This window comes from Mesorhizobium sp. WSM1343, from assembly GCF_055901535.1.
The window spans coordinates 405,983-429,899 of the sequence record NZ_CM148370.1 but is presented as its reverse complement, the minus strand read 5'-3'; the positions used below and the strand labels follow the sequence as shown (position 1 = coordinate 429,899).

Genomic DNA, 23,917 nt, shown 5'->3' with positions numbered 1-23,917 from the left:
GATGAAATCGGACGATCAGAGTCTGCTCAAGCGTTGAGCCAGCACTCGGCAAGCGCGTAGCCGTCCATCATTTCGCCGATAGGGCTCTTGGCATAGCCGCCGATCTTGTTGGTGGCGGCCGCGTCGATGAACTGATTGAAGAAGGGCACGATCAGCCCACCTTCGTCACGCATCATCACTGCCATATCGTGGTAGATCGCCTGGCGCTTGGCCTGGTCGAGCTCGCCGCGCGCGGTAAACAGCATCTTGTCGAATTCCGGCCGCTTGAAGCGCGTGTCGTTCCAGTCGGCGGTCGAGACATAGCCGGTGGAATACATCTGGTCCTGCGTGGCGCGTCCGCCCCAGTAGGAGAGCGAGAAGGGCTGCTTGTTCCAGACCTCCGACCAGTAGCCGTCGCCGGGTTCGCGCTTGATCTCGATCTTGATGCCGGCTTTGGCGCAGGACTGCTGATAGAGCTGTGCGGCATCGACGGCGCCCGGGAAGGCGACGTCCGAGGTGCGCAGCACGATCGAGCCGCTGTGGCCTGATTTCTTGTAGGCTGCCGCCGCCTTGTCCGGATCGAACTTGCGCTGTTCGATATCGGCGGAAAACAGCGGATAGGCCTCGTTGATCGGGAAGTCGTTACCCACCGAGCCATAGCCGCGCAGGATCTTTTCCAGCATCTCGTCGCGGTCCATGGCTAGCTTCAGCGCCATGCGCAGATCATTGCTGTCGAAAGGTGCGGTGTCGCAGAACATGTTGAACGGATAGTAGCCCTTGCCCGAGACATTCTCGATGGAAACGCCCGCGATGCGCTTGACCAGATCGACGACCTTGGGTTCGACGCGGTTGATCATGTGCACCTGGCCGCCTTGCAAGGCTGCAAGCCGTGCGGTCGCATCATTGATGACGATGATCTCGACCTGGTCGGCGTGGCCGGCCTTGTCGCCAAGCCAGTAATTGGCGAAACGCTCGCCGCCATGGCGCACGCCTGGCTGGTTGACGCTAACCTTGTAGGGTCCGGCGCTGATGCCGGCATTCGGATCGTCCTTGCCGCCATTCGGCTGGATGACGAGATGGTAGTCGGCCATCAGATAAGGGAAGTCGGCATCGGCGTCGCCGAGCGTGACGATGACTTCCTTGCCGCTCGCCTTGACGCCCTTGATGTTCTTGAGGATGCCGAGTGCTCCGGACTTGGACTTCTCGTCCGCATGGCGCTCGATGGTGGCGGCAACGTCCTCCGCGCCGACCGTCTTGCCATTGTGGAACTCGATGCCATCGCGGATCTTGATCGTCCATGTCTTGGCGTCGGCTGAGGCGCCAATCTCTTCGGCAATCAGGTTGACCAGCTTGTTGTCCGGTGTGAGGCGCACAAGATACTCGCCCCAAAGCTTGCCGAAGCTGAAGGTTACCTGGCTGAGATTCAGCGCCGGATCGAGGCTGTTGGTGGATTCCCCGCCCTGCAGGCCAGCCTTGATGATACCGCCCTTCACCGCCGTCTGGGCAAATGCCTTGCCGGCCAGCGCCGGCATCATGGCCGCCGATACGCCGAGCGCGGCGGCGCGCCCAAGAAAGGCACGGCGCGATATCCGGCCGTGACCGGCGAGTTCGGCGAGATAATCGAGTTCAGTTTTCATGTCCTACCCCTGTTTAAAAGTCGTGCGAGCGGCGCTCGTCCCGAAGGACGTGTGGCGCTCTAGTGTTGCATCCGGATGACGGTCGCTGACGCCCCTATGTGGCAGCTTGGTCTGACACAATTTCCAGGGGAAGCGCCTGCCTTTTTCTTCCGGCAGTATTGGTTCCCAGTTTTCCCGGAATTGCTTTAGTTCCCCGCGCTGGCCATGCGCCGTCCCTTGATTGCCTTTTCCAGCCAGCCGATTTCCATCTCTGGAACCGAGGAGAGCAGCAGGTCGGTGTAGGCGTCGAAGGGCGGGCTCAGCACCTTGCCCTTGGGGCCGTAACGCACCACCTCGCCGCGATACATAACCGCGATTGAATCGGCGATCGACTTCACCGTGGCAAGGTCATGCGTGATGAACAGATAGGCGACGTTCTCTTCCTTCTGCAGCTCCAGCAGCAGCTCGAGGATGCCGTGTGCCACCAGCGGATCAAGCGCCGAGGTCACCTCGTCGCAGATGATCAGCTTCGGCTTGGCGGCAAGCGACCGGGCGATGCAGACACGCTGTTTCTGGCCGCCGGAAAGCTCGGCCGGGTAGCGGTCGGAAAATCCCTTGCCCATCTCGATCTTGTCGAGCAGTTCGGCAACGCGTCTGTCGCGCTCACGGCCGCGCATGCCGAAATAAAACTCCAGCGGCCGGCCGATGATGGTGCCGACGGTCTGACGCGGGTTCATCGCCACATCGGCCATCTGGTAGATCATCTGCAACTGGCGCAGATCCTCCTTCGGCCGGTCGGCCAGCCTGTTGGCCAGCGGGCGTCCGTCGAAGGTGACGGTGCCCTGTTCGGGTGGCAAAAGTCCCGTGATGGCGCGCGCCAGCGTCGACTTGCCGGAGCCGGACTCGCCGACCACGGCCAGCGTCTGGCCCGGATAGATGTCGACGGATACGTCCTTCAGCACCTTGATATGGCTGCGGCCATAAGCGGCGGTGACGTTCTTCACCGACAGGAACGGCGACGTGCCGGGCTTCTGCTCCTGGTGTTCGATCTCATGCACCGAGACCAGCGCGTTGGTGTATTCCTGGCGCGGCTCCTTGATGATCTGCCTTGTGCCGCCCCATTCGACCAGCCTCCCATGGCGCAGCACCATGATCTCGTCGGAGACCTGGGCGACGACGGCAAGGTCGTGCGTGATGTAGAGCGCAGCGACATGGGTGTCGCGGATGGCGTCTTTGATCGCCGCCAGCACGTCGATCTGCGTCGTCACGTCGAGCGCCGTGGTCGGCTCGTCGAAGACGATCAGGTCCGGCTCGGAGCACAGGGCCATCGCCGTCATCACACGCTGCAACTGGCCGCCCGAAACCTGGTGCGGAAAACGCTCGCCGATGGTTTCAGGGTTCGGCAGGCTGAGCTTCTTGAACAGCGCAACCGCGCGCTTCTCGGCCTCGGCGCGTGTCGCGGTGCCGTGCAGCAGGGTGGCTTCCACCACCTGGTCCATCAGTCTGTGCGCCGGGTTGAAGGCCGCGGCCGCCGACTGCGCGACATAGCAGACCTCGCGGCCGCGTAATTTGCGGAAGCCGTCCTTGCCGCCCTTGAGGATGTCGCGGCCGTTCAGGATCACCTCGCCGCCTGTGATGCGCACGCCGCCGCGGCCGTAGCCCATAGACGACAAGCCGATAGTCGACTTGCCGGCGCCGGATTCGCCGATCAGGCCGAGCACCTTGCCCTTCTCGAGCGTCAGCGAGACATCGTGCACCAGCACGATGTTCTTCGGCGGTTCGCCGGGCGGGAAGACGGTAGCCTCGATGCGCAGATTGCGGATGTCGAGCAGCAGGCCTGACTTCGGTTGCCCGAGCTTCGCTTTGGTGTCGGCCATCACCCGCGTCCTCCCTTGAGGCTTGTCGTCCGGTTGAGCACCCAGTCGGCAACCAGGTTGACGGAAATCGCCAGCAGCGCGATCGCCCCCGCTGGGATGAGTGCGGCCGCGATGCCGAACACGATGCCGTCTTTGTTTTCCTTGACCATGCCGCCCCAGTCGGCGTCCGGTGGCTGCACGCCAAGGCCGAGGAACGACAGCGTCGACAGGAACAGCACCGCGTAGATGAAGCGCAGACCGAGTTCGGAAACCAGCGGCGACAATGCGTTGGGGAGAATCTCGCGGAAGATGATCCAGCCGCTGCCCTCACCGCGCAGTTTCGCCGCTTCGACATAGTCCATGACGTTGATGTCGACGGCGACCGCGCGCGACAGGCGATAGACGCGGGTCGAATCCAGAATGCCCATCACCAGGATCAGCGTCACCAGATTGGTCGGCAGTACGGACAGCACGACGAGACCCATGATCAGCGTCGGGATCGACATCAAGAGGTCGACAAGACGCGACAGCAGCGTATCGAACCAGCCGCCGAACACCGCCGCCGAGAAGCCGAGGATGGCGCCGAGCGAGAACGACAGCGCGGTGGCCAGCACCGCGATGAACAAAGTGATGCGGGCGCCGTAGATCATGCGCGACAGCAGATCGCGGCCGAGATTATCGGTGCCCAGCAAATGGGCAGCCGACATCGGTTCCCAGACGTCGCCGACGATCTCGCCATTGCCGTGCGGCGCGATCCAGGGGGCGAAGACCGCCGCAAGCACGAACAGTGCCGTCAGCACGATGCCGATCAGCGCAGGGATGGGGATGCGTTTGATATCGAGCATATCCGCCCCTTATTTCGGATGTCTGAGACGCGGATTGGCGACGATCGCCGCTATGTCCGCAATGATGTTCAGGCTGATATAGACGGCGGCGAAGATCAGGCCGACCGCCTGCACCACCGGCACGTCTCGCTTGGTGACGTGGTCGACCAGATACTGTCCCATGCCCGGATAGACGAAGATCACCTCGACCACGACGACGCCGACGATCAAGTAGGCGAGGTTGAGCATGACGACATTGATGATCGGCGCGATGGCATTGGGGAAGGCGTGCTTGCGGATGACGTTGAAGGCCGACAGGCCCTTCAGTTCCGCCGTCTCGACATAGGCCGACTGCATGACATTGAGGATCGCCGCGCGTGTCATGCGCATCATGTGGGCGAGCACGACCAGCGTCAGCGCCGTCGCCGGCAAGGCGATCGCCTGCATCCGTTCGCCAAAAGGCATGCCGTCATAGACGGTCGAAATGCCGGGGAATATCTGCCATTTCACGGCGAAGAAATAGACCAGCACATAGCCGATGAAGAATTCGGGAAACGAGGTCGAGGCCAGCGCCAGCCCGGAGATCAGCTTGTCGACCCAGCCATTGCGGTAGCGCACCGCGATCAGGCCGAGGATGATCGCCAGCGGCACGGCGACGATCGCCGCCCAGAAGGCGAGGAACAGCGTGTTCCACAGCCGTCCCTTGATCGACGTGGCGATGTCCTGCCCGCTCGACATGGCCGTGCCGAGATCTCCGGTCAGCACGCCGCCCAGCCAATGAAAATACCTGAGATAGGCTGGCTGGTTGAGTCCGAGCTGCTCGCGCAGATTGGCAAGCGACTCCGGCGTCGCCGACTGTCCGAGAATGGCTTGCGCGACGTCGCCGGGCAGGATCTGGGTGCCGGCGAAGATCAGGACCGAAACGGCCAACAAGAGCAGAATGCCCAGCGCAACGCGCTGGGCCACCAGTTTCAAGATGGGTGAGGACATATCCGCAAGGCCAAGCTCAGGCTTCGAGCCAGCACTTCGCCAGCGCGTAGCCGTTCATCAGCTCCTGATGCGGATCGTCGACCCAGCCGCCGACCTTGGCGCCGGTAGCGTCGATGAACTGGTTGAACATCGGCAGGATCAGGCCGCCCTCGTCTCGTACCAGGACAGCCATGTCATGATACATCTGCTTGCGCTTGGTCTCGTCGAGCTCGGCGCGCGCCGCCAGCACCATCTTGTCGAAGTCAGGACGCTTGAAGCGCGTGTCGTTCCAGTCGGCGGTCGACAGATAAGCGGTGGAGTACATCTGGTCCTGGGTCGAGCGGCCGCCCCAGTAGGACGCGCAGAAGGGCTGCTTGTTCCAGACCTCGTTCCAATAGCCGTCGCCGGGCTCACGCTTCAGCTCGATCTGAATGCCGGCCTTGGCCGCGCTCTGCTGGAACAACTGCGATGCATCGACGGCACCCGGGAAAGCGACGTCCGAGGTCCGCAGCAGGACGGCGCCGTCGTGACCGGACTTCTTGAAGTGGAACTTGGCCTTGTCGGGATCGTACTTGCGCTGCTCGATCTCGGTAAACAGCGGATAGGACGCATTGATCGGGAAGTCGTTGCCGAGCGAACCGTAGCCGCGCAGGATCTTGTCCAGCATTTCCTCGCGGTCGATGGCCAGCTTCAGTGCCATGCGCAAATCGGCGTTGTCGAACGGCGCCGTGTTGCAATGCATGATGAACACGTAGTGGCCAGGACCCGCGTGGTTGCGGATGGTGACGCCCGGCAGGCGCTTGATCAGGTCGACGATCTTCGGCTCGACGCGGTTGATCACGTTGACCTGGCCGCCCTGCAGGGCGGCCGTGCGCGCTGTCGCATCGTTGATGACGATGATCTCGATCTGGTCGGCATGGCCCATCTTGTCGCCCTGCCAGTAATTGGCGAAACGCTCGCCGCCATGGCGCACACCGGGCTCATTGGTCGTGACCTTGTAAGGACCGGCCGAGATGCCTGCGTCAGCCTTGTCCTTGCCGCCATTTGGTTGGACGATCAGGTGATAGTCGCTGAGCAAATAGGGCAGATCGGCATTGGCCTCCTTCAGCGTCAGCACGACTTCCTTGCCGCTGGCCTTGATGGTCTCGATACCTTTCATGTAGCCGAGCGCGCCGGATTTCGACTTCTCGTCGGAATGGCGCTCAAGTGTGGCGGCCACGTCCTCGGCGGTCACTGTCTTGCCGTTGTGGAATTCGACGCCGTCGCGGATCTTCAGCGTCCACACCTTGGCGTCGTCCGACGAGCCGATCTCCTCGGCGATGCGGTTCTCGAGCTTGCCTTCCGGCGAAAGCTCGACAATCAATTCGCCCCACATCTTGCCGAAGGCGAACGGCACCTGAGTCATGAACAGTGCCGGATCAAGGCTGTTGGTGGATTCGCCGCCGACAAGTCCGGCCTTCAGTGTGCCGCCCTTGACCGGGCCTGCCGCGCGTGCAGCGCTTGAAAGCAGCGAGTTGGCGAAGGGCGCGGAGATACCGAGCGCCGCCGCCCGGCCGAGAAAATCACGACGGCTCAGTTTGCCCGACGCGACACGCCGGCTAAGAAATTCCAGTTCGTTCGACATTTTGAGTTCCTCACTCTGTTGGTTCGACTCTGCGGTCGTTTTTCTTGTTTCTTGTGAGGAGAATAATGACCGCAAGGGAAAGCGGTAAGCAAGACCGAATGCGACATGCCGTGGCGTAAATCGTACGTCGCAATTGGACCAATCAAATCGGCATTCAAAGAAGCGCGCGCGGCACCTTCTCCTCGAAATTGCGCTCGAAGACGAGAGTTTCGTCCTCATAGGCCTCGATTCTGGCGCTGACGATGAATTTTTGCGCATCCGATCGCATTTCGGCTGTCGTTTCGGTGCGTACTGACCATCCGTTTCGCGACAGGGTCTGCGTCCAGTGCGTCTTCCCCGAGGCCGACAGCGGATCGTCGGGATGGATCGTCCAGGTCTCGCGGGCGATGCTGCCATTGGCGAGGCCATGGGCGAGATCGCGCACCTCGCCGAAATCGTCAACAATGGAAAGCGTCACCATTCCGGTCTTCTCATCACGATCGACATGACGCTCTGAATTGGCGGCGCGGATCGTCTCTGTTGCCCAGGGGGTGGCACCTTCCGGCTCGGCGAACGTTACTTCGTCGCCTGTCGCCAGCGGCCGCAGCGGCAAATTGAGCGTCGCCGTCGACAAGGTGAGCTGGACCGGCTCCGGCGACGGCCAGATGGCAGGCCAATAGGCGTTCGAAACGGCAACACGCAGCCGGTGGCCGGCCGGCACACGATAGGCGCATTGATCGAGCACGACGCGCACCGAGACGGTTTCGCCCGGCACCAGCGCCTCGGGGAATTCGTGCGAATTGCGGTGCGTCAGATTGAGCACGCCATAGGAGATCAACTCCGAGGCGCCGTCGGGATGCACATCGCAAAGCCGGACCGCGATGTTGGCCTGCGGACGATCAGAGGATAGCCGCAGCTCGACCTCCGGCGCTCCGACGATGTCGATCGGCTCGCTGAGTTCCGGCTGGTCGAAACACACCGACAGGGCATCGTCGGGGCGCTGGTCGCCGGGCAGTTCGGGGCCGAAGGTGAAGGGAAAATACTCGCCGCCGGCCAGGCCGCAGCTTTGCGGAGAGGCGATGATGGCGGGTTTTTCCGTTGAGGGGATCAGATCAACCGTTTGCATCTTGATGGTTGGCGAGGGCCATTCCTGCTCCGCCACCCAACGGCCGGGACGCTCGGGGTGCCAGCGCGCCGGACGCACGCTGTCCATGACATAGGCGCGGTAGGCCGGGTCGGCCTCGACGCCGGTGTCGACACCCTTCAGCCAGCGGTCCCACCAGCGCAAGGCCTCCTGCAGGAAGCCGATGGCAGGCTTGGGCCCGGCGTAGTGCGGGTATTTGTGGATCCATGGCCCGACGATGCCCTTGACCGGGGCTTGGATGTTGGTCGCCAGATGCGAGACGGTGTTGCGGTAGCCGTCATGCCAGCCGCCGATCGACAGCACGGCGGCTTTGACGGCGGAAAAATCCTCGCAGATCGAGCCGCGCTTCCAGTAGGCATCACGGTGCTGGTGTTTCAGCCACAGCGGCGCCAGGAAGGATTGGTTCTCCAGCCGGGTCAGCCACAGATCGCGCCACCGGTTGTCGCCGGCCAAAAGCGGATCCGGCGGCCGCGACGAGTAGGACAGCATGGTCGAGGCCCAGCCGAAATTCTCGATCAGCAGGCAGCCGCCCTTGTAGTGGATGTCGTCGGCATAGCGGTCGACGGTCGAGCACAGGCTGATCACCGCTTTCAGCGCCGGCGGCCGCTTGGCCGCCACCTGCAGGCAGTTGAAGCCGCCCCAGGAAATGCCCATCATGCCGACATTGCCGTTGCACCAGGGCTGGCTTGCCGCCCAGGCGATGACGTCGCAGGCGTCCTGCAATTCCTGCTCGGAATATTCGTCGTCCATCAGCCCTTCGGAATCGCCATTGCCGCGCATGTCGACGCGGATCGAAGCATAGCCGTGGCCGGCGAAATAAGGATGCGTCAGCTGATCGCGAAAGATGGTGCCGTCGCGCTTGCGGTAGGGCAGATGCTCTAGGATGACAGGCACCGGATCGTCGCCCGCATCCTCCGGCATCCACACCCGCGCCGACAGGCGGCAGCCATCCGGCGTGACGATGCCCATATCCGGGAATTCGACGATTTTGCGGGCAAATTCGGTGACGGTTTTCATGGCATGCTCCAGGATCGCCAGATGATGGAACCTGCCGTGCCGCGTCGTGGGCCAGCCAACGAATTCGGCTGGTCAATCCGCGTCAGTTCAGCGGGATATCGTTATCGTCCTTGTTCGCCTGATAGATGTTGGACAATTCATCGTAGCGCGCCGAAATCGCGCCGATACGGGTCTCCAGCCGTCGCCGCTCTGCCTCGGGCAACGCTCGCACCAGCCTGCGGATAGAAAAGCTCTTCCAATAGGCATTCTCGGCATTGTAGCCGCCGGGATCGAGGGTGAAGACCTCTTTCAGGATCTTCAGGTCGTGCGGGATGGCGAAGCTGTCGCGCGAATCCTCGTGGCTGAACAGATAGTAGAAATTATCGAAGCCGGTCCAGGTGATCGCCGACAGGCACAACGAGCAGGGTTCGTGCGTGGCGATGAAGATGGCGTCTTTCGTATCGACGCGCTCAGCCCTGGGCATTTCGTAGAAACGCTTCAGGCAGTGTACCTCGCCATGCCAGAGCGGGTTTTCCATCTCGTTGTTGGTTTCAGCCAGCACCAGCGAACGGTCGTCCTTGCGCAGGATCGCCGCGCCGAACAGCTTGTTGCCATAGGTAACGCCCTCGGCCGTCTTCGGCACGATGTCGTGCTCGATCACATCGAGCAGGCGGTCGATCAGTGAAATATCGGTCACAGGAGGCTCTCGTTGGGCAAGTGGATCTCGTAGGCGTGCGAGAAATGGAACTCTTCGAGATTGGAGCCATCGCCGCCACGGTCGACGATCAGGAAGTCCTGAGCCTCGCCGAGCGGCGTCAGCACGCCATGCCAGAGATTGCGCCGGTAATTGATGCCTTGTCCGGGTGCGGTGATGAAGGCATGCGGCTCGCCCGGCCCCTGCTCCCCGTCATGGCAGACGACGACCAGGAAGGGGCGCGGCGAGAGCGGGATGAAGGCCTGGCTGCCGAAGGGATGGCGCTCGACCATGCTCAATTTCAGGGGCAATTCGTAGGGCGTGCCGCGCACCATCGAGATCAGCACGCGGGCGTTCGGACCGGTTGCTTCGGCGGTAGCCAGATCATGATAGCGCTCGGCCCTGCCGCCATTGATCGGGTAGTGGTTGTCGCCGCCCATGTCGATGACATCGCCGAAGGGGGCAAAGCCCTCGCGGGTCAGCGGCCGCGCGACGATACGGGTCACAGCGCGCGCCTTGCGATGCCGGCGCCGCCGAGCTTGGCGTGCCGGTTGACGTCCTTGTAGAGCAGATAGCGGAATTTACCCGGGCCACCGGCATAGCAGGCCTGCGGGCAGAAGGCGCGCAGCCACATATAGTCGCCGGCCTCGACCTCGACCCAGTCCTGGTTGAGGCGGTAGACGGCCTTACCCTCCAGCACATAGAGACCGTGCTCCATGACATGGGTCTCGGCGAAGGGAATGACCGCGCCGGGTTCCAGCGTGACAATGGTCATGTGCATGTCGTGGCGCAAATCTGCCGGATCGACGAACCGCGTCGTCGCCCAGCGGCCTTCGGTGCCGGGCATCGGCGTTGGCGCGATCTCCTGCTCATTGGTGAAGAAGGCTTCCGGCACATCGAGACCGTCGACCACCTCGTAAGCCTTGCGAATCCAGTGGAAGCGCACGGCGGCCCTGCTTTCGTTGCGAACCGTCCAGCCGCTGGCCGGCGGCAGGAAGGCAAAGCCGCCGGGCCGCAACACATGCGTCTTGCCGGCAAGCAGAACCGTCAGTTCGCCTTCGACCACGAACAGAGCGCCTTCGGCGCCGGCATCGGGTTCCGGCCGATCGCTGCCGCCGCCGGGCGCGACCTCGACAATGTATTGCGAGAACGTCTCGGCAAAACCCGATAGCGGTCGCGACAAGATCCAGACGCGGGTTTCGTCCCAGAACGGCAACGCACTGGTGACGATGTCCTGCATCACACCCCGGGGAATGACGGCATAGGCCTCGGTGAAGACGGCGCGGCCGGTCAGAAGCTCGTTCTGGCCGGAATGACCGCCATGTGGCGCGTAATAGGTTCGCTCGGGCATCCTGATCGTATCCATGGTTTCAAACCTATTGCGGAAGCATGTCCTTGAGGCGGAGCAGCGCGATGCGCTCGACCTGTTTGCAGGCGGTCTCGAATTCGACGCCGCGGCTGTTGCCGATGCGCGCCTCGAACTCCGCCAGGATTTCCTGCTTCGTCTTGCCCTTCACCGCGATGATGAAAGGGAAGCCGAAGGTGGTGACGTAGGCGGCGTTGAGCTTGGAAAACAGTTCGCGCTCCTTGTCGGTCAGCGCGTCGAGGCCGGCCGAGGCCTGTTCCCTGGTCGATTCCGCCGTCAGCCGTTTGGCCTTGGCCAGCTTGCCGGCAAGGTCGGGATGGGCGTTGAGCACCGAAAGCCGCTCGGTTTCGCTGGCGGAGCGGAAGATACGGCAAAGCGCATTGTGCAGGCCGCCCGAAGTGTCATGCGCCGGGCCTAGTTCCAGTTCGTAGGCGCGTTCGGCGATCCAGGGCGAATGCTCGAATACGCCGCCGAAAGTGTGGACGAAGGTCTCGAATTCCATCTTCGATGGGCGGAGTGCCGCCGGTTGATAAGGATTGACCTCTTGCCAGTGCTTGGCGATGTCGATGCGCCTCGCCAGCCAGACCTTGTCGTGCGACTTCACATAGTCGACGAAGCGCTTCAGCGCCGCCACCCGGCCCGGCCGCCCGACGAGGCGGCAGTGCAGGCCGATGTTCATCATGCGTGGCCGGCCGGCCTTGCCCTCGGCATAGAGCGTATCGAAGCTGTCCTTCAAATAGGCAAAGAACTGGTCACCCGAGTTGAAACCTTGCGGCGTGGCGAACCGCATGTCGTTGGCGTCGAGCGTATAGGGGATGATGAGCTGCGCGCCGCCCTCATGCTCGAACCAGTACGGCAGCTCGTCGTCATAGGTGTCCGACACATAGTCGAAGCCGCCTTCTTCCGCCACAATCCGCACCGTGTTGATCGATGTGCGACCCGTATACCAGCCGGTCGGGCGCGCGCCGGTCACTTCGTAGTGCAGCTTGATCGCCGCCTCGAGGTCGCGGCGCTCATCCTCGGCGCTGTGGTCGCGGTAGTCGATCCATCTTAAGCCGTGCGAAGCGATCTCCCAGCCGGCGTCCTGCATGGCCGCTACCTGATCCGGCGAACGGGCGAGCGCTGTGGCGACGCCGTAGCAGGTGATCGGCACTTGCGACTCGGTGAACAGCCGGAGCAGCCGCCAGAAGCCGGCGCGGGCGCCGTATTCGTAGATGGATTCCATGTTCCAGTGGCGTTGACCCACCCAGGGTGCCGCGCCGACGATTTCCGACAGGAAGGCTTCGGACGCCTTGTCGCCATGCAACACGCAGTTTTCGCCGCCTTCCTCGTAATTGACGACGAACTGCACGGCGACATGTGCACCGCCAGGCCATTTCGGGTCCGGCGGATTGGCTCCGTAGCCACGCATGTCTCTGCTGTAACGCATCGTCCCTCCCGCCGGGCACGGCCCGAAGTATGATCAGAATATCGAAAGGGTGCTTCTCGCATTCCCCCGAAAATTTTTGAAAGTGTTTTTGTCGCACTCCGCTCGACCGGGACTTATGCATCGCCTTTAATTGGCGCACAATTCACTGTTGATACTTGACCGTACCGGGCCAATTCGCTCGTACCGGAAATGGGAGGCGGCCAATGGCAGAAACGTCGAAAGCCGACGGCGGGCGTCTGACGACCCATGTCCTCGACACGGCGACCGGCAAGCCGGCGGCGGGACTGTCGATTGCGCTCTATCACCTCGAGGGCAAGGCGCGGACACATCTGAAGACCGTTCTCACCAATGCCGACGGCCGTTGCGACAAGCCGCTGCTCGCCGGCGCGGAATTCCGCACCGGCGAATACGAACTGGTCTTCGCCGCCGGCGACTATTTGCGCCAACAGGGGTTGAGCCTGCCGAAACCGGCCTTTCTCGATGTGATACCGATCCGCTTCGGCATGGCCGAGCCTGTGCATTATCATGTGCCACTGCTGGTCTCGCCCTACGGTTACTCGACCTACAGGGGGAGCTGAGGTATGACCAAAATTAGCATCCGCAACGAAATCCGCTTCATTCTCAATGGCAGGGATGTGGCGCTTTCGTCGGTGGCACCCGACGCGACCTTGCTCGACTGGCTGCGGCTCGACCGTTCGCTGCGCGGCACCAAGGAAGGGTGTGCCGAGGGAGACTGCGGTGCCTGCACCGTGCTGGTCGGCAAGCTGTCGGAGGGCGGCTTGGTCTATGAAAGCGTCAATGCCTGCATCCGCTTCCTCGGCTCGCTCGACGGCACCCATGTCGTGACGGTCGAGCATCTGCGCGGTTCACCCGGCCAGTTGCATCCGGTGCAGCAGGCGATGGTCGATTTCCACGGCTCGCAATGCGGCTTCTGCACGCCCGGCTTCGTCATGTCGCTCTATGGCTTGTGGATGAAGTCGCCTGGTCCCTCGAACGCGGATGTCGAAAAGGCTTTGCAAGGCAATCTCTGCCGCTGCACCGGCTACGAGGCGATCATGCGCGCCGCGCATGCCATCTCCAGCTACGGCAAGGCGGCAAAGGACCCGCTGGCCACGGAACGCAAGGCGATCACCGCAAGGCTCGAGGCCATGCGTGACGGCGCCCGGGTCGAGATCGGAACCGGCAAGGCGCGGCTGGTCGTGCCGGCCGATGTCGACGATTTCGCCGCCGTGCTGGACAAGGAACCCGGCGCTACCATCGTGGCCGGCTCGACCGATGTCGGCCTGTGGGTGACCAAGCACATGCGCGATATTTCACCGGCCATTTTCATCGGCGATCTCGACGGGCTTTGCACCATCTCGGAAGACAAGGGCGTCATTTCGATCGGCGCCGGCGTCACCTACACTGACGCCTTCGCGACATTGGCGAAGCGCATCCCGGCGTTGGGGCCATTGTTCGATCGCATCGGCGGCGAACAGGTGCGCAACATGGGCACCATCGGCGGCAACATCGCCAACGGCTCGCCGATCGGAGATACGCCACCGCCATTGATCGCGCTTGGCGCAAGTCTCACCTTGCGCAAGGGCAAGAAGCAGCGGACGATCCCGTTGGAAACCTTCTTCATCGCCTACGGCAAACAGGATCGGCAGCCGGGTGAGTTCGTCGAGGCCGTGCATGTGCCGGTGCCGGCCAAGGAAACGAAGTTTGCCGTCTACAAGATCACCAAGCGTCGCGACGAGGACATTACCGCGGCCCTTGGCGCGTTTTTCCTGAATCTGGCCAAGGACGGCACGGTGGCGGAGGTGCGCATCGCCTATGGCGGCATGGCGGCGACGCCGAAGCGGGCGTCTTCCGTCGAAAAAGCGCTGTTCGGCAAGCCATGGACCGAACAGACGGTTGAAGCGGCGATGGCCGAATATGCCAGGGATTTCACCCCGCTGACCGACATGCGGGCCTCGGCCGAATATCGCGCCCTGGCAGCGAAAAACCTGCTGCTGCGCTTTTTTGCCGAGAGCAGCGGCACCAGAGAGCCGGTCCAGGTTTCAAGGCACGAGGCGGCATGATGAACAAGCACGCTGCCCCCAACCTCAAGGCTGAAAAGATCGCTGGCGGCGTCGCCACCGATCAGCGCCACGATTCCGCGCACAAACATGTCAGCGGTACCGCCGTCTACATCGACGACATGCCGGAACCATCAGGCACGCTGCATGGCTGCCTAGGGCTTTCCGGTGCCACGCATGCCACCATCACCAGCATGGATCTTTCGGCGGTGCGTACAGCGCCCGGTGTGGTCGACGTGTTGACGGCCAGTGACGTGCCGGGCGAAAACGACATTTCGCCGACCGGCCGCCACGACGAGCCGGTGCTTGCCGACGGCAAGGTGCAATTCTACGGCCAGCCTATCTTCTGCGTTATTGCGCAAACTCGCGAGCAGGCGCGCCGCGCCACAAGATTGGCAAAGGTCGAATACAAGGAATTGCCTTTCGTCACCGACATCGGCGCGCTCGATCCGAAGAAGGACAAGCTCGTCACGCCGCCTCTCACCCTGAAGCGCGGCGATGCCGCTACGGCGATCCGTCAGGCGCCGCGCCGGCTAAAGGGAAAAATGCGCATCGGCGGCCAGGAACACTTCTACCTCGAAGGCCATATCGCCATGGCCGTTCCTGGCGAGGATCAGGACGTCACCATCTATTCCTCGACCCAGCATCCAAGCGAAGTCCAGCACATGGTCAGCCATGCGCTCGGCGTGCCGAGCAATGCCGTCACGGTGGAAATCCGCCGCATGGGAGGCGGCTTCGGCGGCAAGGAAACGCAGGGAAATCAGTTTTCCGCATTGGCCGCGATCGCCGCGAAGAAGCACCACCGCGCCGTGAAGATCCGGCCCGACCGCGACGACGACATGATCGCCACCGGAAAGCGTCATGATTTCCTCGTCGATTACGAGGTCGGCTTCGATGACGAGGGCAACATCCTCGGCGTCGATTTCATTTTCGCGGCGCGCTGCGGTTTTTCGTCGGACCTTTCCGGCCCGGTAACCGATCGCGCGCTGTTCCACTGCGACAACACTTATTTCTGGCCGGCGGTGCATGCGCAGTCGGCGCCGCTCTACACCAACACCGTGTCGAACACCGCCTTTCGGGGGTTCGGCGGCCCGCAAGGCATGGTCGGCGCCGAGCGCGTCATCGACGAGGTGGCCTTTGCCGTTGGCAAGGATCCGCTCGAAATCCGCAAGAAGAATTTCTACGGCACCAGTAGCGAGGGGGGCCGCAACATCACGCCCTACCACCAGACGGTCGAGGATAACATCATCCAGCGCATCGTCGCCGAGCTGGAGCAAAGCGCGAGCTATGCGCGGCGGCGGCGTGAAATATCGGCCTTCAATGCCAACAGTCGTTTCATCAAGCGGGGCCTCGCTCTGACGCCGGTCAAGTTTGGCATCTCGTTCACCGCCACGCATTACAATCAGGCCGGCGCGCTGGTGCATGTCTACACCGACGGTTCGGTGCATCTGAACCATGGCGGAACCGAGATGGGGCAGGGCCTCTACGTCAAGGTGGCACAGGTGGTGGCGGAAGAGTTCCAGATCGATCTCGACCAGGTGAAGATCACCGCGACTACGACCGGCAAGGTGCCGAACACTTCGGCTACGGCAGCGTCGTCCGGCTCCGACCTCAATGGCATGGCGGCGCAGAATGGCGCGCGCCAGATCAAGGATCGGCTGACCGATTTCGCCGCCGAAAAATATCAGGTGCCGCGTGATCAGGTGCTGTTCCTGCCCAACCGGGTGCGTATCGGCAACCAGGAAATCGCCTTCGCCGACCTCGTCAAGCAGGCCTATATGGCCCGCATCCAGCTGTCGGCGGCTGGTTTCTACAAGACGCCGAAAATCCACTGGAACCGCGACAAGGGCGAGGGCCGCCCCTTCTATTATTTCGCCTATGGCGCCTCGTGCTCGGAAGTCTCGGTCGACACGCTGACCGGCGAATACATGGTCGAGCGCACCGATATTCTCCATGACTGTGGCCGCTCGCTGAACCGGGCGATCGATATCGGCCAGATCGAGGGCGGCTTCATCCAGGGCATGGGCTGGCTGACGACGGAAGAACTGTGGTGGGACGCCAAGGGCCGGCTGCGCACGCATGCACCGTCGACCTACAAGATCCCGCTCGCCTCCGACCGGCCGAAGATCTTCAACGTCACCTTGGCCGACTGGCCGGAAGCCGGCGAGCCGACCATCCACCGCTCCAAGGCGGTCGGCGAGCCGCCGTTCCCGCTCGGCATGTCGGTGCTGCATGCGCTATCGGACGCGGTGGCCAGTGTCGCCGACAACAGGATCTGCCCGCGCCTCGATGCTCCGGCGACCCCGGAGCGGGTTCTAATGGCGATCGAGCGGCTGAAGAAGGAGGCCGGCGCCTGAATCCGGCCCCAGGGTCGGCAATGCGTGCAATCCGGGCCGAAAAAACCTATATTTCCCATTCGGGAACGTGAACCATGAACTCGAAAGTGCAAAGCCTGAAAGCCTTTCTCGCCAGCGCCGGTCGGGTTGCCCTGGTCGAAGTGGCCGGAACAAAAGGCTCGACGCCACGCGAGAAGGGCGCCTTCATGCTCGTCTCGCAGACGGCGATCTTTGGCACCATCGGCGGCGGTCAGCTCGAATATATGGCAATCGACAAGGCCAGGCAGATGTTGGGCAAAGAAGTCCGCATCGAGGTTGACGAAGTCTGCGCTATCCTAGACGTCCCGCTGGGTCCCGAGATCGGCCAATGCTGCGGCGGGCGCGTCGAAGTCTTGATCCGGCTCGTCGATGCTGCGCTTGCCGGCGACCTGGTTGCGGCCGCGGAAGCCGAGGAGGCGCACCTGCCGTACGTCTACATCTTCGGTGGCGGCCATGTCGGCCAGGCGCTGGCATCGGCGATCGCACTTCTTCCCGTGCACGGCGTCGTCATCGAGACGCGGGCCGAAGCACTGGAAGGCATGCCCGAAATCATCGAGACACGGCTGACAGCTATGCCGGAAGCGATGGTGCGGAATGCCCCCGCCGGCGCCGCCTTCGCCATCCTTACCCACGATCATGCGCTGGATTTCCTGATCGTCGCGGAAGCGCTGAAACGCGGTGACACCGCCTATGTCGGCATGATCGGCTCGAAGACCAAGAAAGCGACGTTCAGGACTTGGTTCCTGAAATCGGCGGACGGCAGCCAGGCCGAGTTTGCCCGCCTCGTCTCGCCAATTGGCGGCGACACCGTCAAGGACAAGCGCCCTCAGGTCATCGCGGCGCTGGCTGCGGCCGAGATCATGACGGCGCTGGTCAATCACAACGCAGCCTTAAATGCCGACCATCAAATTCCGCATGGCAAGGTGATGGCAGGCTAAGCTGCGCCGCAGCTAAACCGGCCGTTTCAAACCCAGATGGTCGCGCAGCGTGCGGCCCTGGTATTCCGTCCGGAACAGGCCGCGCCGCTGCAACTCCGGCACGACGAGCGTGGCAAAGGCATCGAGTTCCCCGGGGAAATATGAGGGCATGACGTTGAAACCGTCGGCCGCCCCACCCTCGAACCGCGTCTGCAGTTCGTCGGCGACTTGGGCCGCTGTGCCGACGATGCGCCAATGGCCCCGCGCGCCGGCAAAATGCCGGGCGAGCTGGCGGATGGAGAGGCCGTCGCGGCGCGATTGCTCGATCACCAGCGCTTGCCTGCTCTTCATCCCCTCGCTCTCCGGCAGTTCCGGCAGTGGCCCATCGATCGGATAGCGCCACAGATCGGAGATGCTGAGATAGCTGGACAGCAGCGCCACGCCGACATCGTCGGGGATCAGCTCCTGCAATTCCTCGTATTTTTCACGGGCCTCCGCTTCGGTCTCCGCCACCACCGGTGCGACGCCCGGCATGATCTTGATGTCGTCCGGCTCGCGCCCGTAGGCCGGCAGACGTCCTTTGAGATCGTCATAGAAGGCCTTGGCTTCCTCGAAGGTCTGCGCCGCCGTGAACACCACATCGGCGGTGCGGGCGGCAAGGTCGCGGCCGACATCCGAGGCGCCGGCCTGAACCATCACCGGCGCGCCCTGCGGCGAGCGCGGCAGGTCGAGCGGATCGCGAACCGAAAAGCTCTGGCCGTTATGGCCGGAAGCCTTGCCGTGCCACAGGCCGGTCACCACCTCGGCAAACTCGCGCGCCCGTTCGTAGCGGTCGGCATGGGGCTTGAGGCCCGTCGCGCCGAAATTGGCTGCTTCGATGGGGCTGGCCGAGGTGACCAGATTCCAGCCGGCCCGGCCGCCGCTCAGATGGTCGAACGACAGGAAGGTTCGTGCCAGCCCATAGGGCTCGTTGTAGCTTGTCGACGCTGTCGAGACGAGGCCGATGCGGCTGGTCTGGACGGCGAGCGCCGAGAGCAGGCTGATCGGCTCGAAACCGATCGAGCGCGACGTCTGGCTGGCAATGCCGAATTTGGCTTCACGCAGGCCGGCGGCGTCCTCGCAGAACACCATGTCGAATTTTGCCGTCTCCGCCGTGCGCGCCAATGCGATGTAATGGTCGATGTCGATGCCGGCGGTGACGTGTGCCTTGGGATGGCGCCAGGCGGCGATGTGGTGGCCTGTCGCCCACAGGAAGGCGCCCAGCCTCATCTGGCGAGCGGTCATCGGTCACCTCCGCCGGCAAGCCCGAGATGCGAGCGCAACGTTTTTCCGCGATAGCTTTCTCGAACCAGGCCACGCCGCCGCAGTTCCGGCAGAACCAAGCCGACGAAATCGTCGAGCGCTGAAAGCTGTGCCGGCATCAGGATGTTGAACCCGTCGCAGCTTTTCGCCAGGAATTCCTTTTCCAGCCTCTCGGCGACGGCAGCCGGCTTACTATCGGCGATAAGCGCGACGTTCGTCAGCACTTTCACAGCATCCGGATCGCGTCCGCACGCCGTGACACGGCGCCTGATATCGTCATAGCGTTCGGTCGCGCCCTCCACCAGTCCGCCGTCCAGCAGGATGACATCGGCGGTGCTAGTGGCAATATCGAAGTCGGATTCCTGCAGGCCCGACAAGACGAGCACTGGCGTATCCTGCGGCGACCGGGCGACGTTCAGCGGTCCGCGCACGGAAAAGAATTCGCCCTTGTGCTCCAGCAGGTGCATCTTTTCGGGGTCGTGGAAGCGGCCGCCGCGCTGGTCGAACAGCAGCGCGTCCGCATCCCAGCCCTGCCACAGACCTTGCACGATGCCGATATATTCCTCACTGCGACGGCGGAAATCGTTAGGCGAAAATCCTTCGGGCCGGCTGAAATTGGCTGCTTCCCGTGGCGCTTGCGTCATGGTTGCGTTCCAGCCACTGCGGCCGTGGCTGATAACGTCGAGCGAAGCGAAACGGCGTGCCAGATTGTAGGGTTGGTGGGCAATTGTCGAGGCAGCGGCAACCAAGCCGATCCTGCTTGTGACAGTCGCCAGAGCGGCCAGCAAGGTCGTCGCTTCGAAGGGCATCCGTTTGTTCGCGGCTTCGCTTTCGGACGCTGGCGCGGCATCGGCAAGCAGCACCATGTCCAGCCCGGCTGCTTCAGCCTTTTGCACGAAACCAGCCAGGCGGCTGAATTCCAACCCAGTCTCGAGTGATGGATCGGCGAGCGAAACGGCAAGATGCATTGTGGCGCCGTTGTCCATCGAGGGTTCCCTATGAGATGAAATGCCACCCGAACTATGTTCGCCACATCCTGGGATGGCAACCGCCGGCGCTGGGCCAAACCGCCGCTCACCTACCGGCCAGTCCCTATTTGCCGGCCAGCCTTTACTTGCCAGCAAGAAGATCGTTGATCAGCCGCTGGCAGCGCTCGGCCATGAAGTCGAGCAGCAGCCGCACTTTTGGGTCCTGCAGCTTCTTGTGCGGATAGACGGCGGCGAACTGCACCGGTGTCGGTGGCGTGCTGGGCAGGATCACCTTCAGCCGCCGGTCGCGGATGAATGGCTCGACCTCGAAGCGCGGCTTGTTGATGATGCCGCGGCCTGAAAGCGCCCAGCCGGTGAGCACGTCGCCATCGTCGGTGTCGTAGGGCCCGTGTACCTCGAATTTCTGCGGGCCGGTGGGGGTCTGCAGCGTCCACACATATTCGCGCGCGCCGGAATAACGCAGCATCAGGCAGTCGTGCTTCTTGCCGATCAGCTCCTGCGGCTCCAACGGTTCGCCGCGCGCTTCGAGATATTTCGGCGCCGCCACCAGCACGCGCTCGCATTCCATGATGCCGCGCATCCTGAGGCTGGAATCCTCGATGATGCCGAGCCGGAAGGCGACGTCGATGCCTTCCTTCATGATGTCGACATTGTGGTCCGAGAGCCTGAGCCGCACCTCGATATCAGGGTATTTGTCGTGGAAATCGGGGATGCCCGAAGCGACCAGCCGGCGGCCGAGGCCGAGCGGTGCCGTGACGCGGATGGTGCCGCGCGGCTGGCCGGAAAGGGCAGAGACCGCCGCTTCCGCCTCGGTGATTGCCTCCAGCACCTGCTTGGCGCCCCCGTAAAAAACCGTGCCATGCTCGGTCGGCATCAATTGCCGTGTGGTGCGGTTGAACAGCCGCACGCCAAGGTGCTTCTCCAGTTCCTTGATGCGGTTGGAAGCGACCGCCGGCGAAATGCGCATGTCGCGCCCGGCCGCCGACAGATTGCCGAGTTCAACGACGCGAACGAAGACGGCGATGTTGTCGAGATAGGCCATGCGGAGCACCTTCGCCGGTTTGCAGGATCAACCTAGTATTTTCCATTTTTTTTTGAAAGTCCTCGTGCGCCTCGCCTCTTTCCGTTTGCGCTCCAGCCCGTAAAGTCACCCAATCGGCAGGGACGATTTCAATGATGGATTTCGCGATTTTCTGGGATTGGCTGAGTTTTGCCGTGCGCTGGCTGCATGTCGTCACCGGCATCGCCTGGATCGGCTCGTCGTTCTATTTCGTCGCGCTCGATCTCGGCCTGCGCCAGCGTCCCGGCATGCCCGTCGGCGCCTTCGGCGAGGAATGGCAGGTGCATGGCGGCGGCTTTTATCACATCCAGAAATATCTGGTGGCGCCGGCCGAAATGCCGGAACACCTGACCTGGTTCAAATGGGAATCCTACGCCACCTGGCTTTCCGGCTTCGCCATGCTGTGCGTCGTCTATTATGCCGGGGCCGATCTGTTCCTGATCGATCCGAACGTGCTGCCGATGTCGGTGCCGGTCGGCATCCTGCTGTCTCTGGCAACGATCGGCGTCGGCTGGGTGGTCTACGATCTGCTGTGCCGCTCGCCGCTGGGCAAAAGCGACACCGGCCTGATGCTGGTGCTCTATTGCGTGCTGGTGTTCATCGCCTGGGGACTGACCCACCTGTTCACCGGCCGTGCCGCCTTCCTGCATCTGGGCGCCATCACCGCCACGATCATGTCGGCCAATGTCTTCATGGTCATCATCCCCAACCAGAAGATCGTCGTCGCCGACCTCATCGCCGGCCGCAAGCCCGACCCGAAATACGGCAAGATCGCCAAGCAGCGCTCTCTCCATAACAATTACCTGACGCTGCCGGTGCTGTTCCTGATGCTGTCGAACCACTATCCGCTGGCGTTCGGCACTGAGTTCAACTGGGTCATCGCCTCGCTGGTGTTCATCATCGGCGTGCTGATCCGGCACTATTTCAACTCGGTCCATGCGCGCAAGGGCAATCCGACCTGGACCTGGATGGCGGCACTCGTCCTGTTCATCGTCATCATTTGGCTGTCGACCGCGCCGAAGGTGCTGACCGGCGAACCCAAGGAATCCGCGTCGGCGCAAATCTATGTCGCTTCAGCGCATTTCCCGGCAGTGCGCGACACCGTGCTCGGCCGCTGTTCGATGTGCCACGCGGCGGAGCCGGTCTATGAGGGCATCTATCATGCGCCCAAGGGCGTGATGCTCGACACCGATGCGGATATCGCCAACCACGCCCGCGAAATCTATCTGCAGGCCGGCCGCAGCCACGCCATGCCGCCCGCCAACGTCTCTCAGATCACCGACAAGGAACGGGCGCTGCTGGTGGCCTGGTTCGAAGGCGCAGGGAAATAGCATGAATTCGACACTTCTGCGCGGCCGCACGCTGTCCTTTGTGCGCTGGCCGCAAACTATCGAAGACCATTCCGCCTGGCGCTACGAGGAGGATGGCGGACTGCTGATCCGTGACGGCAGGATCGTCGCCGCGGGTACTTATGCCGATGTTGAAAAGCAAGCCGACGAGACGGTGAAAAGGATTGACCACCGGCCGCATCTGCTGCTGCCCGGCTTCATAGATGCCCATGCGCATTTTCCGCAGATGCAGATCATCGCCTCCTACGGCGCCGAACTGCTCGACTGGCTGAACACCTACACTTTTCCGGAAGAAACGAAGTTCGCCAACGCCCAGCACGGCCGCCGCATCGCGCGGCTGTTCCTCGACGAAATGGTGCGCCACGGCACCACGACGGTCGCCGCCTACTGCTCGGTGCACAAGGCCTCGGCCGAAGCCTTCTTCGCAGAATCGCATGACCGCAACATGCTCAACATCGCCGGCAAGGTGATGATGGATCGCAATGCGCCCGACGGCGTGCTCGACACCCCGCAATCCGGCTATGACGACACAAAGGCGCTGATCAAGGAGTGGCACGGCAAGGGCCGCCAGCACTACGCCATCACGCCGCGCTTCGCCATCACCTCGTCGCCGGAGCAGATGGAGATGGCGGGCGTGTTGTGCCGCGAACATCCCGGCCTGCACATGCAGACGCATCTGTCGGAAAACCACGCCGAGATCGCTTTCACGCAGGAACTCTACCCGTGGGCGCGCGACTACACCGATGTCTACGAGCATTACGGGCTGTTAGGCAAAAAGAGCCTGTTCGGCCACTGCATCCATTTGTCGGAGCGCGAAGCGGATGCGCTTTCGGACTCGGGCTCGGTGGCGGTGTTCTGCCCGACTTCGAACCTTTTCCTCGGCTCCGGCCTCTTCGATTATCAGCGCTTTCGCCGACGCGACAAGCCGATCCGCATCGCCGCCGCCACCGATGTCGGCGGCGGCACCAACTACTCCATGCTGCGCACCATGGACGAAGGCTACAAGGTGATCGCGCTGAATGGCGAAAAGCTCAACCCGTTCCAGTCCTTCTGGCAGACGACGCGCGGCAATGCCGAGGCGCTGTCGGTGGTGGAAAAGATAGGCACGCTGGACGAAGGCAGCGACGCCGACATCGTCGTGCTGGACGCCAGGGCAACGCCGGGAATGCGGCTCAGGATGGAGACGGTCGAGACGCTGGCGCAGGAACTGTTTCTCCTGCAGACGCTGGGCGACGACCGCTCCGTCCGCGAAGTTTATGTGGCGGGGCGGCCAGCCAAGGCTGACATGAGCGCGGGGTAAGACCCCCTCACCCGGATTGCCAACCGAATTGCGAAGGCAATTCGGGGCAATCCGGCCTCTCCCCGAGGGGAGAGGAGGAAGCCGAGGCC

General features: G+C 62.8%; 19 protein-coding genes. 6 read left to right on the top strand and 13 right to left on the bottom strand.

Annotated elements, in window-relative coordinates:
* Positions 1-26: 26 nt before the first annotated feature.
* The 10 genes from AC0NIL_RS01940 to puuE all read right to left on the bottom strand — a co-directional run bounded on the left by AC0NIL_RS01940 (position 27) and on the right by puuE (position 12,476).
* Positions 27-1,616, bottom strand: coding sequence for an ABC transporter substrate-binding protein (locus AC0NIL_RS01940; protein WP_024501943.1), 1,590 nt, complete (start codon positions 1,614-1,616; stop codon positions 27-29).
* 185 nt (positions 1,617-1,801) lie between these two features.
* On the bottom strand, positions 1,802-3,472 hold the full coding sequence (locus AC0NIL_RS01935; RefSeq protein WP_275953188.1) for an ABC transporter ATP-binding protein: 1,671 nt from the start codon (positions 3,470-3,472) through the stop codon (positions 1,802-1,804).
* Positions 3,472-4,296 (bottom strand): ABC transporter permease, encoded by an 825-nt coding sequence (locus tag AC0NIL_RS01930; RefSeq protein ID WP_013528250.1) that lies wholly within the window; start codon positions 4,294-4,296, stop codon positions 3,472-3,474. The genes AC0NIL_RS01935 and AC0NIL_RS01930 overlap by 1 nt, the downstream gene beginning before the upstream one ends.
* Positions 4,297-4,305: 9 nt before the next feature.
* A complete protein-coding gene (locus tag AC0NIL_RS01925) occupies positions 4,306-5,265 on the bottom strand; it encodes an ABC transporter permease (protein WP_013528249.1) in 960 nt (319 codons plus the stop codon).
* A gap of 16 nt (positions 5,266-5,281) precedes the next feature.
* On the bottom strand, positions 5,282-6,868 hold the full coding sequence (locus tag AC0NIL_RS01920; RefSeq protein WP_013528248.1) for an ABC transporter substrate-binding protein: 1,587 nt from the start codon (positions 6,866-6,868) through the stop codon (positions 5,282-5,284).
* A gap of 154 nt (positions 6,869-7,022) precedes the next feature.
* On the bottom strand, positions 7,023-9,008 hold the full coding sequence (locus AC0NIL_RS01915; RefSeq protein ID WP_275953187.1) for a CocE/NonD family hydrolase: 1,986 nt from the start codon (positions 9,006-9,008) through the stop codon (positions 7,023-7,025).
* 82 nt (positions 9,009-9,090) lie between these two features.
* Positions 9,091-9,684, bottom strand: a complete 594-nt coding sequence (locus tag AC0NIL_RS01910; protein WP_024501941.1) for a nucleoside deaminase — start codon at positions 9,682-9,684, stop codon at positions 9,091-9,093.
* On the bottom strand, positions 9,681-10,187 hold the full coding sequence (locus AC0NIL_RS01905; RefSeq protein WP_013528245.1) for an ureidoglycolate lyase: 507 nt from the start codon (positions 10,185-10,187) through the stop codon (positions 9,681-9,683). The genes AC0NIL_RS01910 and AC0NIL_RS01905 overlap by 4 nt, the downstream gene beginning before the upstream one ends.
* Positions 10,184-11,047 carry a bifunctional allantoicase/(S)-ureidoglycine aminohydrolase gene (locus AC0NIL_RS01900; protein WP_024501939.1) on the bottom strand — a complete coding sequence of 288 codons (864 nt, stop codon included), beginning with the start codon at positions 11,045-11,047 and terminating at the stop codon, positions 10,184-10,186. The genes AC0NIL_RS01905 and AC0NIL_RS01900 overlap by 4 nt, the downstream gene beginning before the upstream one ends.
* Positions 11,048-11,057: 10 nt before the next feature.
* A complete protein-coding gene (puuE, locus tag AC0NIL_RS01895; protein ID WP_013528243.1) occupies positions 11,058-12,476 on the bottom strand; it encodes an allantoinase PuuE in 1,419 nt (472 codons plus the stop codon).
* A gap of 203 nt (positions 12,477-12,679) precedes the next feature.
* Between puuE and uraH the strand changes: the two genes are divergently transcribed.
* The 4 genes from uraH (at position 12,680) to xdhC (ending at position 17,849) form a co-directional block, all read left to right on the top strand.
* A complete protein-coding gene (gene uraH / locus AC0NIL_RS01890) occupies positions 12,680-13,054 on the top strand; it encodes a hydroxyisourate hydrolase (protein ID WP_013528242.1) in 375 nt (124 codons plus the stop codon).
* 3 nt (positions 13,055-13,057) lie between these two features.
* Positions 13,058-14,539, top strand: coding sequence for a xanthine dehydrogenase small subunit (xdhA, locus tag AC0NIL_RS01885; RefSeq protein WP_275953186.1), 1,482 nt, complete (start codon positions 13,058-13,060; stop codon positions 14,537-14,539).
* Positions 14,539-16,893, top strand: a complete 2,355-nt coding sequence (xdhB, locus tag AC0NIL_RS01880; protein WP_275953521.1) for a xanthine dehydrogenase molybdopterin binding subunit — start codon at positions 14,539-14,541, stop codon at positions 16,891-16,893. Before xdhA ends, xdhB begins: the two co-directional genes overlap by 1 nt.
* A 74-nt stretch (positions 16,894-16,967) precedes the next feature.
* The gene (gene xdhC / locus AC0NIL_RS01875) at positions 16,968-17,849 is read left to right on the top strand and encodes a xanthine dehydrogenase accessory protein XdhC (RefSeq protein ID WP_275953185.1); all 882 of its coding nucleotides are present in this window, start codon (positions 16,968-16,970) and stop codon (positions 17,847-17,849) included.
* A gap of 12 nt (positions 17,850-17,861) precedes the next feature.
* Here xdhC and AC0NIL_RS01870 read toward each other — a convergent pair whose 3' ends face one another.
* From AC0NIL_RS01870 to AC0NIL_RS01860, 3 genes are all read right to left on the bottom strand, one after another.
* Positions 17,862-19,112 carry an LLM class flavin-dependent oxidoreductase gene (locus AC0NIL_RS01870; RefSeq protein ID WP_473572795.1) on the bottom strand — a complete coding sequence of 417 codons (1,251 nt, stop codon included), beginning with the start codon at positions 19,110-19,112 and terminating at the stop codon, positions 17,862-17,864.
* Positions 19,109-20,116, bottom strand: coding sequence for an LLM class flavin-dependent oxidoreductase (locus AC0NIL_RS01865; protein WP_275953183.1), 1,008 nt, complete (start codon positions 20,114-20,116; stop codon positions 19,109-19,111). Before AC0NIL_RS01865 ends, AC0NIL_RS01870 begins: the two co-directional genes overlap by 4 nt.
* Before the next feature lie 124 nt (positions 20,117-20,240).
* On the bottom strand, positions 20,241-21,161 hold the full coding sequence (locus AC0NIL_RS01860) for a LysR family transcriptional regulator (protein ID WP_013528236.1): 921 nt from the start codon (positions 21,159-21,161) through the stop codon (positions 20,241-20,243).
* A 131-nt stretch (positions 21,162-21,292) separates the two neighbouring features.
* On the opposite strand from AC0NIL_RS01860, the gene AC0NIL_RS01855 reads away from it, so the two are divergent.
* Both AC0NIL_RS01855 and guaD read left to right on the top strand, forming a co-directional pair.
* Positions 21,293-22,510: a urate hydroxylase PuuD gene (locus tag AC0NIL_RS01855; protein ID WP_027163804.1), complete on the top strand. Its 1,218-nt coding sequence runs from the start codon at positions 21,293-21,295 to the stop codon at positions 22,508-22,510.
* A 1-nt stretch (position 22,511) separates the two neighbouring features.
* A complete protein-coding gene (gene guaD / locus AC0NIL_RS01850; RefSeq protein ID WP_275953182.1) occupies positions 22,512-23,828 on the top strand; it encodes a guanine deaminase in 1,317 nt (438 codons plus the stop codon).
* The last annotated feature ends 89 nt before the right edge of the window (positions 23,829-23,917 follow it).

Excerpts from the sequence above, each read along its gene's own strand:
- AC0NIL_RS01925 (WP_013528249.1), bottom strand. The coding sequence starts at position 5,265 with ATGTCCTCACCCATCTTGAAACTGGTGGCCCAGCGCGTTGCGCTGGGC.
- puuE (WP_013528243.1), bottom strand. The coding sequence starts at position 12,476 with ATGCGTTACAGCAGAGACATGCGTGGCTACGGAGCCAATCCGCCGGAC.
- AC0NIL_RS01900 (WP_024501939.1), bottom strand. The coding sequence starts at position 11,047 with ATGGATACGATCAGGATGCCCGAGCGAACCTATTACGCGCCACATGGC.
- uraH (WP_013528242.1), top strand. The coding sequence starts at position 12,680 with ATGGCAGAAACGTCGAAAGCCGACGGCGGGCGTCTGACGACCCATGTC.
- AC0NIL_RS01930 (WP_013528250.1), bottom strand. The coding sequence starts at position 4,296 with ATGCTCGATATCAAACGCATCCCCATCCCTGCGCTGATCGGCATCGTG.
- AC0NIL_RS01940 (WP_024501943.1), bottom strand. The coding sequence starts at position 1,616 with ATGAAAACTGAACTCGATTATCTCGCCGAACTCGCCGGTCACGGCCGG.
- AC0NIL_RS01915 (WP_275953187.1), bottom strand. The coding sequence starts at position 9,008 with ATGAAAACCGTCACCGAATTTGCCCGCAAAATCGTCGAATTCCCGGAT.
- xdhA (WP_275953186.1), top strand. The coding sequence starts at position 13,058 with ATGACCAAAATTAGCATCCGCAACGAAATCCGCTTCATTCTCAATGGC.
- AC0NIL_RS01855 (WP_027163804.1), top strand. The coding sequence starts at position 21,293 with ATGATGGATTTCGCGATTTTCTGGGATTGGCTGAGTTTTGCCGTGCGC.
- xdhC (WP_275953185.1), top strand. The coding sequence starts at position 16,968 with ATGAACTCGAAAGTGCAAAGCCTGAAAGCCTTTCTCGCCAGCGCCGGT.
- AC0NIL_RS01870 (WP_473572795.1), bottom strand. The coding sequence starts at position 19,112 with ATGACCGCTCGCCAGATGAGGCTGGGCGCCTTCCTGTGGGCGACAGGC.
- AC0NIL_RS01935 (WP_275953188.1), bottom strand. The coding sequence starts at position 3,472 with ATGGCCGACACCAAAGCGAAGCTCGGGCAACCGAAGTCAGGCCTGCTG.
- AC0NIL_RS01865 (WP_275953183.1), bottom strand. The coding sequence starts at position 20,116 with ATGGACAACGGCGCCACAATGCATCTTGCCGTTTCGCTCGCCGATCCA.
- xdhB (WP_275953521.1), top strand. The coding sequence starts at position 14,539 with ATGAACAAGCACGCTGCCCCCAACCTCAAGGCTGAAAAGATCGCTGGC.
- guaD (WP_275953182.1), top strand. The coding sequence starts at position 22,512 with ATGAATTCGACACTTCTGCGCGGCCGCACGCTGTCCTTTGTGCGCTGG.
- AC0NIL_RS01920 (WP_013528248.1), bottom strand. The coding sequence starts at position 6,868 with ATGTCGAACGAACTGGAATTTCTTAGCCGGCGTGTCGCGTCGGGCAAA.
- AC0NIL_RS01860 (WP_013528236.1), bottom strand. The coding sequence starts at position 21,161 with ATGGCCTATCTCGACAACATCGCCGTCTTCGTTCGCGTCGTTGAACTC.